Raw genomic sequence first — 14,942 nt, 5'->3', positions numbered from 1 at the left:
GTGTCGCGCCCGATGCCCGATATGCTTCTCGCTCTTGTCGTCGCCTGTGCCGTACAGGCGAATCCACGTTTTTGTCAAATTGATTGCATTCGAAGACTAGTAATCGAATATCCGAGATACTCCCGCCCTGTTGAAAACGTTCTCGGAAAGAAAATCAAAGATGTCTCTCGAAAAACACATCGCCGTATCCCTGGCTCTCGCCAGCCTTGTGTTGCTTTCCGCCTGTGGTGGAGGCGGCTCCAGCGACGCGGATGACACAGGCGCAACCGCCAACGCGTCCACGTCCGTTATAAGCGCCCACGCGCGCACCGAGGCATCGGCAACGAGTGACAGGGAACAAGCTGCCCGCTAGCCCGTGCACAGCATTTTTTGTAAGAGGGAGAAAATGAAGAAAAAGAGTTCTGCCGCATTCACGGCATTTCTGGTCGCAACATCTGCACACGCGGTCGCGATCGACGAGGCAACGTTCAAATACTACGGGGGCGACACTTCCGACGTGGCGAACAGCATCAAGACGCACAACGACACGTTACGTTCGTTCAGTTACCAATCTCCATGGCTCACTGTCGGCAATATCGGTGAGTGCACCGGCACCTGGCTCGGCGACAAGGATGGCCAGAGTTACATCTTGGCCGCGGCGCATTGCGTCAAGGAAAAGAAAAAGCTGACCGAGTTCGATCAGAAGGGCGAATTCATGGCGTGGAATGGACGCGTGATCGCATCTGGAAAAGGTACGGCATATATTCTGCCGCAACGAATCAACATACCGCAGGGGTTGGGCGGCGCATCGACGGATATCGCGATTCTGAAGCTTCCCGCAAAAGAAAGGTTGGTCGATGCGAATGGCCGGCCCGTCGAACGGCCGATCCTGAACGATGCGCAAGACGAAGTCGGGCGCGACGTAATCTACGTGGGCTACGGAGCCTGGGCCGTCGGTACTCAAAACAACGCGTTTTGGCCGGCTACGGGTGATCGGCGATTGTATGCTCGCAGCCGGATTAGCCGCACCTTTGAAACCGACCATGGAATCGGCGCCGACTACATTTCTGTCGGCCCATCCCAATACTGGGCGCAGCCCAAGTCGGGAGACAGCGGATCGGCGTGGTGGCAGATCCGAGGCGGCGCGCCGGTCATCATCGCGACCACCAATGGTGGTTCGGGCACCCTCGCGACGGGCGCGCGCGTATCGAGTTGGGTTGACTGGATCAAGTCGATCTACCCGGAAGCTCGTTTTCTATCCGCTGAACAACCGCAGGGCTGCATTGTCGCTGAGAAGACCGGCGCGCGATATTGCCTGAAGGCCGGCGAGCAGGCGAATGCGCTTCCGTCGTGGATCGATTCGCGCAATGTCCATGTCGATGCTGCGCCGGGAACGGCAGTGGTACTGTCGGATTCGCCGAATCTCCCCTCTGACCGTATCGCGACGTTCATCGGCACCGTGGAAAAGGGCAAGCTCAAGGATGTCAAGGCATCCAATGGCGCAAGTCTCGACTTCAGGCAACCGCGTTCGATGCGCGTCGTGCGTGACAGCACACCGCTTGGGTGCATCACCAACATGACGTCGGCAGAACGATATTGCTTGCCGGCCGGGAAGACGTCGGGTTATTCGTTGCCTGACTGGGTATACGGTCAGGAGGTTCAGGTCGAGGCGGATCCCGGAACGGCGGTGCAACTCTCGGATTGGGATAACCTCTCGTACAATCGAGTGGCCGAGTTTTCCGGATTCGTTCAGAACTGGGAGTTGAAGAAGGTGAAAGCGTATAGCAGCGAGGAGCTCGATTTCTCGCGGCCCAAGTCGATGCGCGTCGTTCAGAACTAGGCGTTGTCTGCAAATGAGGAAGTGTGTCCACATTTCCTCATTTGCGTAACCGATGATGCGAGCAAGCGATCTGGGATGCCTTACGCCGCGTCTATGGTGAATTGAAGAAACAATAAGCCTGCGCCCGAGCCGCCGAGCAAATTGCGCAAGATCTGCATCCGAGAAAGTTCAGCTACTAGAGCCCAATCCCAGTCGCAGCGAATCATCACCACGTTGCCGACATTCAGTTGAGCTGCGAACGGCTCCGCACGCGTGACTTGTCGCTCGCGTCCGCGCTGCTCGTCACGCGATACCCTGCCAGTTCGCGCTTCGGATACAGCATGCCGCCGGGCATGAGCCGCGTCTTGAGATCGTCTTCGTACAAGTCCAGCACATTGTCGCCCACGACTTCCGCCTGAGTCAGGCAATCGTCCAACTCGGCATGGCGCCCGCGCTCATCGAGCACTTCGCACGCACCGAAGCCGATCGCGAGCGTTACAACAAATTTTGGCAAACGGGGGAATTGATAGCGACCAGTACGCAGCAGTTGTGCAGCGCGTGCGCCGGAAGATCGAGAAACTGGAGAATGTATTAGCCGGGACCACAGGTGAAGCCCGGCAACTTGTTGCCACCCCTTTTGGGTCGATCACGGTTGAGCAACGTGACGAGGCTTACTGTGCTAGCTTTGACGACCTTTCCGAGCGACTTATTGAAACTACGATCGGAAACGTGTCTAAAAGTTTGGTTGCGGGGGTAGGATTTGAACCTACGACCTTCGGGTTATGAGCCCGACGAGCTGCCAGACTGCTCCACCCCGCGTCTGAAGAATTAAATTATAGACGAGACCGTTCTACGAAGTCAAACGTTCTTTGCGCCCAACGGGTTCGCCGCCGGCTGCGCGCGCGCCTTCGCGGCGGCATCGGCATTGACCGCCGCCTCCACCGCGAGCTGGTGCGCCCGCGACAGCCTGCCGAGCAGCGGCAACAGCACGATGGCGACGACCGCCCCGCCCGTCGCTAGCCAGCCGAGGCCGAAGAACAGTTTGGTGTACAAAGGCAGCGATTGAATCGGTTCGAGGTTGCCCGACGGCATGCGCGCGAAATTGGCAACGACGCTCCCGAGATACTGCGACACACCCGTCGCGACGAAATACGCGCCCATCATGAAGCCGCTCATGCGGGCGGGAACGTAACGCGCGATCATCGCGAGGCCGAGGCCCGATACCAGCAGCTCGCCGAGCGAATAGAGCCCGTAGCCCGCCACCATGAACCACGACGACACGCGTCCGTCCACCGCGTAACGTCCGCTCAGACCGAACACGAAGAACCCGACCGCCACCACCACGAAGCCGAACGCGTATTTCATCGCCACTGGAATATCGCGTCCGCGCTGCGCCTGCCGCGTATAGACGAACGCGAGGAGCGGGCTCAGCAGCATGATCCAGATTGGATTGAGCGCCTGAAACTGCGCCGCGCTCCACGTGAACAGCCCGACACCACCGACCGAGAACATCGGATCGACGTTGCGCAGCGCGAACAGCGTCAGCGACGTCGACATCTGCTGATAGAACACGAAGAACAGAATGACCTGGAGCGTGAGAATCAGCGCGGCGACGAGACCCGCGCGCTCACTGCGATCGCACTTCGTGAGCATGTAGCCGAAGATCGCAAGGATCGCGACGCCCGCCGTATAGACACACGCCACGGCCACCGCCTTGTGCTGCAGGATGAACACCGTCGATGCCGCCAGCGCCACGCCGCCCGCCGCGACCACGAACACGTGCTTCCAGCGGATCGGGGCGTCGTCCGGCGCGGAGCCGACACGCGCGAGCGTCTCGCGCATCAGCGCGAAATTGAGAAGGCCGAGCACCATGCCGCCGCAGCACACGGCGAACGCGGCATGCCAGCCCCAATGGTCCTTGATCCAGGGCGTCGCCAGCATCGAGAAGGTCGAGCCGATATTCACCGCCATGTAGTAGATCGTGAACGCGCTGTCGATGCGCGCGTCGTCGCCTTCGTAGATGCGGCGCACGAGATTCGCCGCGTTCGACTTGAAAAGCCCGTTGCCGACGACGATCACGCCCAGCGACGCGTACATGAACCCGAGCGTGTCGATCGGCAGCGCGAGCATCAGGTAGCCCAGCGCGAGCACGATCGCGCCCGCCGTCATGGTGCGGCGCGCGCCGAGCACCTTATCGCCGATCCAGCCGCCGATCGACGGCGCGGAAAATACCAGCGCGGTGAAGGCGCCCCAGGTCAGATTGGCGTGCTCGTCGGTGAAGCCGATCTGGTCGACCATGAACAGCACGAGCAGCGCGGCCATGCCGTAATAGCCGAAACGCTCCCACATTTCGATCAGAAAGACGGTCGTGAACGAGCGCGTCTGCGAGGCGCCGGACGAGTGAGTAAGCATCGGAGAAGATCCTTCAAACAGCGATAAGCAGACCGGCGCCATCGAGGCGCCGATCGCATGCGATAAAACCGGCGGGATTATCGCAAATTACTGCCAGTCGTCTGTTTTACGGCTGTAGCTGAAACGCAAGATGGGACACCCTAGGTCGCCGGCCTGCGCACGAACGCGAGCATGACGCCGAAACCGATCATGAGGGAACCGCTCACGCGATTGAACCAGGTGAAGCCGCGCGCACCGCGCGAAAGCGTGCCCAGACGCGCGCCCAGTGCGGCATAGATGACGATCGCCACGAGTTCGAGCAGCAGGAACGTCGCGCCGAGAATCGCGAAGCTCGCCGCATACGCGCTGCGATCGACGAATTGCGGGAAAAATGCCGTGAAGACGAGTATCGCCTTCGGATTGCCCGCGGCAACCCAGAATTCCTGCTTCGTGAGCCGCGCGAGACTCACCGGGCCGCGCGCCACGCCCTCCTCCGTTTCGACGAGCGATGGCCCCGAGCGGATCAGCTTCACCCCGATCCAGACGAGATAGGCGGCGCCCGCCAGCTTGATCGCCGTGAAAAGCGTCTGCGACGCGAGCAGCAACGCGCCGAGCCCGAGGCCCGCAATGGCGATCATGATCGCGAACGCGACGATCCGCCCGAACGACGCCAGCACCGATGCGCGCACGCCCTCGCGCGCGCCGTTCGACAGTGACAGCACGTTATTCGGCCCGAAGGCCATGTTGATGGCGAAACACGCCGGCAGAAAAATCGCGAAGGTCTGAAGCGACATGGCACACCTGCGAACCAGCGGAAGCAAAACCGCTAAGTTAGCACGCGCGCCGCGTCCTCAAAAGCGTCAGAAGCGGTGACGGATGCCCGTGCTCAACATCAGCTGATTGCGGCCGCTCGACGGATCGTTGGTGTTGATCACCGCAGGCGCGCCCGACGAAGCGCGCTGATAGATCGACTCGAGATAGACATCGGTGCGCTTGGACAGCAGATAGTCCACTTGCAGCGCGCCTTCATGCCAGTGCGCGCCGCCGCCGTTGGTGTACACGTACATGCCCGCCAGCTGGATGGCCGGCGTCAGCTTGTAGATGCCGTTGATCTCGTAGTTGTTGAGCGCGAGCGATGGCATCAGGTCGCCGGTGTCGGCATCGGTGACGCCGGAGTTGATCGCGCGGGAGAACGCGCCGCTCAGGGTGAACTCGCCGAGTTCGTAGCTCATGCCGACGCCGAACGTGTTCTGCTGCTGCACGTTCGCATTGAAGATGGTGTTCGACGAGCCGGGCAGCGTGAGCGAGTCGTATGCGCCGCTCGTCGTGTTGCCGCGCCCGTTGTTGTGCAGGTACGCCGCACCCGCGTTGAACGAGCCCGCCGAATAATTCGCCCCGACGCTGTATGCGCGGTTGTTCGAGAACGCGCCCGCCTGATTGGAAAACGCGTAGAGGCCGCCGAAGCTGAAGCCGCCATAGGTCGCGCTGGTGTATTTGATGGAGTTCGCGGCCAGGAACGAATTGTTGGCGTTGTCGTTGTCGAGGACGTGCGCGAACGCGGTGCCGCCCGTGTTGCCGGTCAGCGTGAAGACCTGGAAATAATCGTGGATCGAATCGTACTGATGACCGAAGGTGATCGTGCCGAGCGTCTCGGTGCCGATGCCGACGTACATCGGATGATCGTTGAGGCCCTCGCCCGTCGCGACGGAGAAGCCACGCTCGAGCCGGAAGATCGCGCGCGCGCCGCCGCCCAGATCCTCGGTGCCTTGCAAGCCCCAGTAGCTGCCGTCGACGGTGCCCGACGTCAGTCGATATTGCGAATGGCCGCCAACGTTGTTGACGTACGCGACACCGGCGTCGAGCTCGCCGTAGAGCTGCACAGAACTCTGCGCCCAGGCCGCTGCCGGCGTGCCGACGAGCGTCGCGCAAACCATCGAAAACGCCAGCCAGCGCGCGTCGGGCGCGGCGCCAGGACCGTTCGCGGAGGTCATTGACGCAGCGCGAAGCGTTTTCGGGCGAATCGGCATGGCAGTCTCCGTTGATTCAGGACCAAAAGGATTGTCAGTTTTGTGAAGGAGCTTGTCAGTCGAAAAAACGCGCCCGCGTGCATCTGTGTCCTGGAACCAACGAACGACCGTTTGCCACATGCTTTCATCTTGCAGGATCGGCGCAATTCAGCGTAGCCGGCGTGCCGCCGGAGTTGCCGATAGAATCGACACGCCTTCAGCCAACCCGACTACGCTCCATGTCCCATCAGACTCGCGCCATCCTCACCGGCCACACGCGCGGACTCGGCGCCGCTCTCGCCGAGCTTTTGCTCGCTCAAGGCATCGAGGTACTCGCGATCTCGCGACAGCGCAACGACGAACTCGCCGCGCGCCATCCCGGCAAGCTGCACGAGATCGAACTGGATCTCGCCGATCTGCCGACGCTCACCAAATGGCTGGCGGGCGACGCCCTGTCCCGCTTCGTCGCCGGCGCGCAACGCGTGCTGCTGATCAACAACGCGGGCATGCTCGCGCCGGTCGGCAGTCTCGCAACTCAGGACCTGGGCACCGTCGCGCGCGCGGTCAGCCTGAACGTGGCCGCGCCGATGACGCTCGCGGCTGCCGTCGTCCAAACGAGTGAGCAGGCGGCGGACACGCGCATCGTTCATATTTCCAGCGGCGCGGCGCGCAGCGCCTATCCCGGATGGAGCGTTTACTGCGCGACCAAGGCGGCGCTCGATCATCACGCGCGCGCGGTCGCGCTGGACGGCCATCGCGCGCTGCGCATCGCGAGCGTCGCGCCGGGCGTCGTCGACACCGACATGCAGGCGGAAATCCGCGACACTGACCCCGAACGCTTCCCGATGCGTGAACGCTTCGAGGCGCTCAAGCGTGACGGTCAACTCTCGACGCCGGAAGAGTCGGCGCGCAAGGTGATCGAACATTTGTTGAGCGATGCGTTCGGCGAAACGCCAACGGTGGATGTGCGCGATTTGAAGTAAGCATGGAAGCCATGCGTGGCGCCTCTCACGCGGCGGCAACCGTCGCGCGCGCCGAGCCGAGCGCATCGCGCGAAAGCGCATCCGCGCGGAGATTGCGCGCGCGCGGAATCCATTGCAGCCGCACATCGCCGATCTGCGCGATGAACGCACGGACGCGCGCCGCGTGATGCGCGAGCGAGGCGATGGTCGCGCCATCGGGCGAATTCACGTCGTCGATGACCACGCGGCTGTCCCCGTAGATCACGAGGTCCACGGCGCCTGCGCGCAAGGCCGCCTCGAGCACCGCGATGAGCGCGAGGTACTCAGCCGCGCTGCTGTCCCCCATGCCTGACGCCTTGCTGATCTCGAACGTCTCGCCGGCCGGCCCGATCAGCACGCCGCCGATGCCCAGCCGTCCGGGATTCGGCAGCGCGGAGCCGTCGAACCAGCCGCGCCATCCGCCAGTTTCGTCCTGAGTCCTGCGCTGTTTCGCCTGGGTCGCCCGCTCGGCGCGGCGCGTCTCGCGCGAGCGCAGCGACTCGGCGTTGCGGGTTTGCGCGGCGCGGCGCGCATCGACGAGATCGCGCAAGCTTTGCTCACCCGCCGTCTTTTCGAGTGTCCTGACGAGAGCCTCGTGCTCGGAAAGCGCCGCGCCTCTGGCAAGCCGGCGGCTTTGCATGCGTTCCTTCCTGTACGCGACGGCAAGCAATTCCTCGAAAGCGATCATGGACGGCGAGCGGATTGGACGAAGCCCGAGCTTAGCAGACGTCCATGACGGCTCATGGGTACGCCTGTTGCTGAAGAACAGGCGTACATGGCAACGCCTTCAAGGAGCGGATCATGAATCAATCGATGGAGCAGTCTTCGGGCGGCGCGAAGATCGTCGGCAAGGGCGCGGCGACGGCGGCGGGCCCCGGTCCCGACGTGATGGCCGCGAGCACGCTCGACGGCAATTCGGTGATAAGCAGCGACGGTCACGACGTCGGCTCGCTCAAGGAAATCATGCTCGATGTGTCGAGCGGGCGTATTGCGTATGCGGTGTTGTCGAGCGGCGGTTTTCTCGGCATCGGCGACAAGTTGCTCGCCGTGCCCTGGAGCGCGCTCACGCTCGATACTGACAATCGCTGCTTCCGGCTCGACGCGACTGGGGAACAGGTGCGCAACTCACCGGGATTCGACAAGGACGCATGGCCGTCGATGGCGGATCGTGTATGGGCCAGCACCGTGCATCAGCACTACGGCCGCGAGCCGTACTGGTCGAGCGACCGCGCGAGCGACATCAGCCGGACCGGTGCGATTCCGCCGGAGGGCGTAGATGCGCCCGAAGCAGGCGGCGTGAAGCTGTGACGAACGAACCAGGTGGCAGAACGCGTCCGCTCGCTTAGTCGCGCGGACGCTCTCCGACCTGAACGTCGACGCCTTCGGTTTCGCCCATCAGCGCGCGCAGGACGTCCTCCGCGAAGTCCTCGATGGCAAAGTGCCATTCGAGCGAGCCGACCGGGAAGTCGTTGGGATTGCACTTGCCCTGTGCACGGCGAATCGCACCGACCGAGAGACTCAGCGCGCGAGCGTGCTGAAAGTGCGGATCGTCCGAGTCGAGGGACGGGAATTGATCGTTATCCATGACACCCTTAACGGTCCCGGCCGACGAAACTTTAGGCCCGCTTCAGACGCGCAATCGTTTGCGCACATTCGCGTTCAAAAGCCCATGCAACCCTATCGAAATCTCGCCGGCAATTCGGGCGTCGAAGCATTCGACATCCTGCGCGACGGCATCAAGGTGCGCTTCGTCAATGGCGGGACATACTTGTATGACTATCGCGTGCCCGGTCGCACGCGCGTCGAGGAAATGAAGCAGCTTGCCCGCGCCGGACGCGGGCTCAGTACCTATATCGCGAAGTTCGGAGCGGAGTATGCCGAAAAAATCGACTAGCTGCCCGAAGCGGGATTTTACGCGAGATCACAACGTTTTCTTCGGACGAATCGAAGCGCCGGGTCAGCGCACGGATGGCAGATGCGGAACGCTCTCGTTGACCGTGGTATTCAGTTGATGAAGCTGGCGCTGAAGTTTGTTCAGTTGCGCCTGGGCTGCGACACGCCGCCCTTCGAGTTGCGCCAGTTCCTTGCGGACTTCCTGTTGCTTCAGCGCGACTTCCTGATCCTGCGTGCCACCGCGCTGTAAATCGACCCGCACACGGTCGATCTGCGCTTCGGATTCCGCAATAAGACGTGAAAATTGTTCGTTTTGCGCTTCGAGATGCGCGCGCCGCATTTCGGCGTCGGCGAGGCGCATAGCCTGTTCCACGAAATGACGAAACGCCGGCTCCGCTGCATCGATATCGCCGGCTTTGAGCACGCGCCACACGGCATCATCGTGGTACAGCACGGCGTAGTAGACCAGTTCGCGCGGATAGAACAGCAGGCTCGCCGAGTAGGCGAAACTTTGAAACGTCCGAAATGTCGACAGCACGCCTTGCTGAACGAGCCATTCGACTTCCGCGAGTTGCGCAGCCTGCAACGATTGCCTGGACGATTGCGGTGACGAAACCGTAGCCGGGCGCAGCGGCGTCACCCGTGTCGAAGGCGGCGGGACTGCGGGAATGTCTTCGTCCGTGGGCACGTCTTCGGCTTGAATATCGGGTGCGGGAAAACGGACCGGACCGATCGACTTTTGACGCACGAGAAACGATGGCGCATTGTCGAGCAAGCTCCCTCTTCTGCTCAGCAGGCTTTTCACGATGGCTCCCTGGCCGGTCCAGTTTCGGGACCCGCCGTCTTGCATTAATGTTGGCGGAAAACGGGACCGCAATGCGCGCTATTCGAATTTCCTGAATGCAGAGCCCGATTAATCTGCATGACGAACGACATCGCGCCGTTCTCAATCGAATAAGCTGTTGAATCCAGTATAGGCGAGACTTCCGACGATTCAAACGACGCACGCCAGGCCAAATTGACGGGAATCTGATACAAAAAATTACGCGACGCGAATCAATTTGCGTCGCGTGAAACTATCGAATGTCACGAATGTTGATAAAACGCCTGCGTGCCGCTCATTCTCATTTTCGCGATCTGAGCCGAGCGCGCTTTCGACATCAACGCGACCATCCGCATGATTCTGATGCCCTGAATGCCGCACGTAACTCCGGGCGTACTCGCCACGCGTGATTCCAGCGAACCCATTACGCCGTGCAGATTGACGACGGGGGCAGGCGGCCCGGCATCGACGATCATGGCGGCGAGCGCAGACGCTGCGCGTGGTGCGTCGGCTTCCAGTTGCTCGGCCGGAAAAAACTCCAAAAAAGGCGCGGGCGTTTCGGCAGGCTGCCGCCCTTCGCTGCGATCCTGAAAATACTCGCAAGCCGATTCGAGGTGCGCGGCAGACATCTGCTCGGCGCACCGTGCGACCGCCGCGCAGCGTTGCAGTTTCCAGTTTTCGCGCTGACTCACGAGCGCGATCAGATCCGCGACGCGTGTGTGCAATTCCGTTTCACGGCGCGCAATCAATGCGCGCACCATATGCGCTTCTTCGCCCGACTGATCGGGCAAACGATCGCGCCATTCCAGTAAATCGTTGAGTGTGATCGACATGAGAGACTCCGCGGCGTACAGCCTATTGAGCCGGATTCAGGCAGTTCGAGATTGTTTGGATCGCGAATTGTAATAGACCTGCACCCTTGATCGCCTGGTGAATATCCTATCCGTTTATCGGCCGTTTAACCTCGTTTGAGACATAAATAAGGACAGTCCTAAGCCGATGCGGCGCGGCACGTTCGATGCTAACAAGGCTGTAAGCGGCGCGATGGCGCCGGACACAAGGAGACGGACATGAGAACCACCACCGTAATCGCTGGCGCGCTTCTCGCGCTCGCTAGCACTGCCGCGCTTTCGCAGGAAATGTCGCGCGATCAGTTGATGCAGCGCCAGCAGCAGATGCAACCGGGCAAGAGCGAGCCGATGCCCGCGCCGCGCGCAGGTGACTCGTCGCAAGGCGGCGTGCAGTCCGGCACGTCGGGCAGCGGCACGCTGATGCAGCAGCGCGAACAAGGCATGTCGCCGAATCAGGCACCGACATCGCCATCGACGGGAACGATCAAGCAATGACGCGTTGGGCGGGCGGAACGCCGGTGTAAAGGTTCGTCACGCACGAAGGTAATAGGATTTCTCCGAGCGTTTTTTACCGCCAAAGCCGCTTAAATTCGGTCCTTCCCTTCTTACAAGAGGCCTAAGACTGTGAAGGACCTGCGAATTTCCATTACGCGCGAAGTGCTGCTCCACGAGGAGCAGGCCGCGAACTCGGCGCTGCACTATGACGCCGAAAATCAGCCCGCACACATGATGATCCCGCAGTGAACGCTCGAGTCGCTCGCCCGGCGTCACGAACCGAGCGCAGTTCATGCAACGCCCCGCGCCTTGTACGGGTTTTTGCATTTTCGGCACTCTGGCGTTCAGACTTAGCCATGCCAACCAAGCGGACATCGAGCGTTCTATCGATGTCGGTCGCCGCCATGATTCTTTCGACCGCCGTTCCCGCCAAGGCGAGATACACCGAACACTGGATGTCGAGTGCGGAACTTGCGCGTACCCAGTCACACGGTGCTGCATGGCGGGAACGCAAAAAGGACGAATACAAGGCGCGGACCCCGGCGGTAGCCACGACAACCGACGACGACCCGATCGCCGCATTCGCGCGCGGGCCGCGTTCGCAAGGCAACACAGTTCGTCGCTGAATTCAGGCTGTCGCAGTCGAAAGGTGAATGGAACCCTTCTACGCGACTATTCCGATTCCATTTCCGGCTGTATCGACTATCCTTTTGAATGTCGTAAGAGGTGGGTTGCATGGGCCGCTGGGCCCTGCCATGTGCGAGATTTCATCGAGCATTATTAGAGGCGCAGTCATACCGTGGCGCCCACTACTCTTACGACAATCCCCCCGCCTGATTTTCCATCGCTCCTCTACTCCCGTGTGCGCCCGTCGCCACCGGTCACGATCTCCATTCAGTAGTTATCCGAACTTTCAGACTGTCACGTGACCGTCTCGTGGTTGCTCCACAGCGCTAGGAAAAAGATGAAAATTGCCGTGGGTTCGAACTGATCCTGGCGAATCGTCGAGACCGCGCTGTGCAGGATTCCGCGACGCGCCACCCCAAGACACCCGCCTCGATTTCCCGAAGCAGAAAAAAGAAAAGCCCTTGAAGATCAAGGGCTTGAGATTCTGGCGGAGAGAGGGGGATTCGAACCCCCGATAGGTTTTACCCTATACACGCTTTCCAGGCGTGCGACTTAAACCACTCATCCATCTCTCCGGAAGACCGCGATTATACCAACTTCCCGCGCCTGCGCCAGCCCCTACGGATGACGAATGTAATCGACGAGCGCGCGCGTGTAGGCGTCCGGTTTGCGATCGAAGAGACTCACCGCGATCGCCACCGCGAACCCGGCCGGCACGCCGAACACGCCCGAACTGATCGGCTCGATGCCGAACCAGCGCGGCCCCGCGAAGCCCGTCAGCTGCATGAAAAACGGATACGTCGACACGATGTAGTACACGCACACGACGAGCCCCGCGATCATCCCCGCGACGACGCCGCGCTGCGTCGTCCGCTTCCAGAACACGCCTAGCACGAGCGCCGGAAACAGGCTCGACGCGGCGAGCGAGAACGCCGCGCCGACCAGAAACAGGATGTTGCCCGCATTGAGCGACGCCACGTACGACGCAAGCAAAGCCACGCCAAGCAGCAGAATCTTGGAGATGGTCACGCGCCGCTGACTCGTTGCGCGCCGATCGACCATGCAGTAGTAGACGTCGTGCGACAGCGCGTTGGCGATCGTGAGCAGAAGCCCGTCGGCCGTCGACAGCGCGGCCGCCAGCGCCCCCGCCGCGATCAGTCCTGAGATCACATACGGCAGCCCCGCGATCTCGGGCGCGGCGAGCACGACCATGTCCGGTTGCATCTGGATGCCGGCCCAGCGCACGATGCCGTCGCCGTTCACATCGCTGATGCGGATCAGATACGGCTCCACGCGCCGCCATTGCGTCACCCATTGCGGCAAATCGGCGAAGCGATGACCAACGAGCCCCGTCAATATCTCGTGCTTGATGAGCACGGCCAGCACCGGCACCGTCAGATAGAAGAGCGCGACGAAGAACAGCGTCCAGCCCACCGAGCGCCGCGCCGATGACACCGATGTCGTCGTGTTGTAGCGCGTGAGGATGTGCGGCAGGCTCGCCGTGCCGATCGACAGACACAGGAGCAGCGACAGAAAGTTCACCTGATGCACGCGCGGGGTCTCATCGCCTGCCGAACCGGGCGCGAAAGCCTCGGTCATCGGCACGGGCGCGGCGACGCGCTCGATCATCGCGTCGCGTTCGCGCGACCACTTGGCCTGCGCATCGGCGGGATCGCGTGGAAAAGCAGCGAGTTCGCGCTCGCGCCCGTTGATCTCGCGCAGCGGTCCGTTGTGCCGCCGCAACTCGGCAATCTCGGCGGCGAGCCGCGCATGTTCGGCGTGAAACGACTGCGGCAGCGCGTCGATGCGCTGCTGAATCTGCGCGGCCTGGCGTTGATAGTCAGCGCGCACGCGCGCTTCGTCGGGCGACACCGCGATCGCGCGCTCGAGCGACTCGACGCGTTCCATCACGCGCCCATAGTTGAATTGCGGGAACCAGCCGAGTCCTTCGCGATGCGCGATCATCGACACCGGAATCAGCATCGCGCTGATGAGGATGATGTATTGCGCGACCTGCGTCCATGTCACCGCGCGCATGCCGCCGAGAAACGAGCACACGAGAATGCCCGCGAGCCCGCAGAAGATGCCGATCGAAAACTCGATGCCGATAAAGCGCGACGCGATCAATCCGATGCCCTGGATCTGCGCGACGAGATAGACGAACGAACAAAGGATCGTCGCGATGGCCGCGAGCGCGCGTACGAGATTGCTGGAGTAGCGCGTGCCGAGAAAATCGGGAATCGTGTAGCGCGCGAGCTTGCGCACGTATGGCGCGAGCAGAAACGCGACGAGGCAGTAGCCGCCCGTCCATCCCATCACGTAGGCGAGGCCGTCGTAGCCGCTCGCGTAGATCGAGCCGGCGAGACCGATGAACGACGCGGCCGAGAGCCAGTCGGCGGCGGTCGCCATGCCGTTGAATGCCGAAGGCACGCGCCGCCCCGCCACGTAGTATTCGACGAGATCGGAGGTGCGCGACAAGAGGCCGATCACCGCATACACCGCGATCGGCACGAACAGGAACACATAGCCGATCCACGTGCCCGGCCCCGTCGTGCGCTCGATGCGCTCCATCAGAAAGATGAAGAGCAGAAAGCCAAGCGTATAGAGCGCGTAATAGACGATGAGCCGGTTCGTGAGCTTCATGCCGCGCCGCCCTGTTCCGTTCTGGCCGCGCGCAGCAGACGCGCATCCGCAATCTGCATCAGCACGATGTAGACGAGGATCAGCGCCACATAGACGAGAATCGCGCCTTGCGCGCCGAAGTAGAACGGCAACGGAAAGCCCGCGACGCGCACGTGCTCGAAGCGCGGCGCGAACAGCGGCAAGCCAAAGGAGACGACGAAGCCGATCGTCATCAGCACGGCGATGAGCGTGACGTTGAAGCGCCAATAGCGCTGATGCGCGCGCGCCATCGCCGTCGAAACGGGCGGCGGCGAGGCGGACGTGGAGCTGGAGGAATCGGCGGGAGGCGGCGTGACCATGCGGTTATTTACCAAAACCGCACGGCGTCGGCAATAAGGATCGACCGCCGCCGGTAAGCGGCCGCGGCCGAACCGC

General features: G+C 61.9%; 16 protein-coding genes and 2 tRNA genes. 6 read left to right on the top strand and 12 right to left on the bottom strand.

Annotated features, from left to right (window positions below):
• Positions 1-385: 385 nt before the first annotated feature.
• Positions 386-1,819 carry a trypsin-like serine protease gene (locus NK8_RS05210; RefSeq protein WP_213227863.1) on the top strand — a complete coding sequence of 478 codons (1,434 nt, stop codon included), beginning with the start codon at positions 386-388 and terminating at the stop codon, positions 1,817-1,819.
• A gap of 223 nt (positions 1,820-2,042) precedes the next feature.
• Here the strand turns inward: NK8_RS05210 and NK8_RS05205 are convergent, their stop codons facing one another.
• From NK8_RS05205 to NK8_RS05185, 5 genes are all read right to left on the bottom strand, one after another.
• The gene (locus tag NK8_RS05205; protein WP_213227861.1) at positions 2,043-2,312 is read right to left on the bottom strand and encodes a hypothetical protein; all 270 of its coding nucleotides are present in this window, start codon (positions 2,310-2,312) and stop codon (positions 2,043-2,045) included.
• Between the two features lie 228 nt (positions 2,313-2,540).
• Positions 2,541-2,617: transfer RNA gene (locus NK8_RS05200), tRNA-Met, on the bottom strand.
• 39 nt (positions 2,618-2,656) lie between these two features.
• Complete coding sequence (locus NK8_RS05195; protein WP_213227859.1) at positions 2,657-4,210, bottom strand: peptide MFS transporter; 1,554 nt, start codon at positions 4,208-4,210, stop codon at positions 2,657-2,659.
• A gap of 140 nt (positions 4,211-4,350) precedes the next feature.
• Positions 4,351-4,983, bottom strand: coding sequence for a LysE family translocator (locus NK8_RS05190; protein WP_213227857.1), 633 nt, complete (start codon positions 4,981-4,983; stop codon positions 4,351-4,353).
• Between the two features lie 66 nt (positions 4,984-5,049).
• Positions 5,050-6,123 carry a porin gene (locus NK8_RS05185; protein WP_213228497.1) on the bottom strand — a complete coding sequence of 358 codons (1,074 nt, stop codon included), beginning with the start codon at positions 6,121-6,123 and terminating at the stop codon, positions 5,050-5,052.
• Between the two features lie 311 nt (positions 6,124-6,434).
• On the opposite strand from NK8_RS05185, the gene NK8_RS05180 reads away from it, so the two are divergent.
• Positions 6,435-7,178, top strand: a complete 744-nt coding sequence (locus tag NK8_RS05180; RefSeq protein ID WP_213227856.1) for an SDR family oxidoreductase — start codon at positions 6,435-6,437, stop codon at positions 7,176-7,178.
• 25 nt (positions 7,179-7,203) lie between these two features.
• On the opposite strand, the gene NK8_RS05175 is transcribed toward NK8_RS05180, so the two are convergent.
• A complete protein-coding gene (locus NK8_RS05175) occupies positions 7,204-7,884 on the bottom strand; it encodes a ribonuclease HI family protein (RefSeq protein WP_213227854.1) in 681 nt (226 codons plus the stop codon).
• Positions 7,885-7,997: 113 nt separating this feature from the next.
• Here NK8_RS05175 and NK8_RS05170 point away from each other — a divergent pair, with 113 nt between their 5' ends.
• A complete protein-coding gene (locus NK8_RS05170; RefSeq protein ID WP_213227852.1) occupies positions 7,998-8,504 on the top strand; it encodes a PRC-barrel domain-containing protein in 507 nt (168 codons plus the stop codon).
• 34 nt (positions 8,505-8,538) lie between these two features.
• Here the strand turns inward: NK8_RS05170 and NK8_RS05165 are convergent, their stop codons facing one another.
• Complete coding sequence (locus NK8_RS05165) at positions 8,539-8,781, bottom strand: hypothetical protein (protein WP_162065364.1); 243 nt, start codon at positions 8,779-8,781, stop codon at positions 8,539-8,541.
• An 84-nt stretch (positions 8,782-8,865) separates the two neighbouring features.
• On the opposite strand from NK8_RS05165, the gene NK8_RS05160 reads away from it, so the two are divergent.
• Positions 8,866-9,090, top strand: coding sequence for a hypothetical protein (locus NK8_RS05160; RefSeq protein WP_061175760.1), 225 nt, complete (start codon positions 8,866-8,868; stop codon positions 9,088-9,090).
• Between the two features lie 63 nt (positions 9,091-9,153).
• Here NK8_RS05160 and NK8_RS05155 read toward each other — a convergent pair whose 3' ends face one another.
• The gene (locus tag NK8_RS05155; protein ID WP_225936208.1) at positions 9,154-9,894 is read right to left on the bottom strand and encodes a DUF2968 domain-containing protein; all 741 of its coding nucleotides are present in this window, start codon (positions 9,892-9,894) and stop codon (positions 9,154-9,156) included.
• A gap of 281 nt (positions 9,895-10,175) precedes the next feature.
• Entirely contained in the window at positions 10,176-10,745 is a 570-nt protein-coding gene (locus NK8_RS05150; protein WP_213227850.1) for a hypothetical protein, read from the bottom strand.
• 237 nt (positions 10,746-10,982) lie between these two features.
• On the opposite strand from NK8_RS05150, the gene NK8_RS05145 reads away from it, so the two are divergent.
• Entirely contained in the window at positions 10,983-11,258 is a 276-nt protein-coding gene (locus tag NK8_RS05145; protein ID WP_162065361.1) for a hypothetical protein, read from the top strand.
• A 389-nt stretch (positions 11,259-11,647) separates the two neighbouring features.
• A complete protein-coding gene (locus NK8_RS05140; RefSeq protein ID WP_213227848.1) occupies positions 11,648-11,884 on the top strand; it encodes a hypothetical protein in 237 nt (78 codons plus the stop codon).
• A gap of 486 nt (positions 11,885-12,370) precedes the next feature.
• Here NK8_RS05140 and NK8_RS05135 read toward each other — a convergent pair.
• The 3 genes from NK8_RS05135 to NK8_RS05125 form a co-directional block, all read right to left on the bottom strand.
• Positions 12,371-12,460: transfer RNA gene (locus tag NK8_RS05135), tRNA-Ser, on the bottom strand.
• Positions 12,461-12,503: 43 nt separating this feature from the next.
• Entirely contained in the window at positions 12,504-14,528 is a 2,025-nt protein-coding gene (locus NK8_RS05130) for a sodium:solute symporter family protein (RefSeq protein WP_213227846.1), read from the bottom strand.
• Positions 14,525-14,866, bottom strand: a complete 342-nt coding sequence (locus tag NK8_RS05125) for a DUF4212 domain-containing protein (RefSeq protein WP_213227844.1) — start codon at positions 14,864-14,866, stop codon at positions 14,525-14,527. Before NK8_RS05125 ends, NK8_RS05130 begins: the two co-directional genes overlap by 4 nt.
• Between the last annotated feature and the right edge of the window lie 76 nt (positions 14,867-14,942).

This window comes from Caballeronia sp. NK8 (genome assembly GCF_018408855.1).
In the GTDB taxonomy this organism is placed as follows: domain Bacteria; phylum Pseudomonadota; class Gammaproteobacteria; order Burkholderiales; family Burkholderiaceae; genus Caballeronia.
This window is presented reverse-complemented; position numbering and strand designations above follow the sequence as displayed.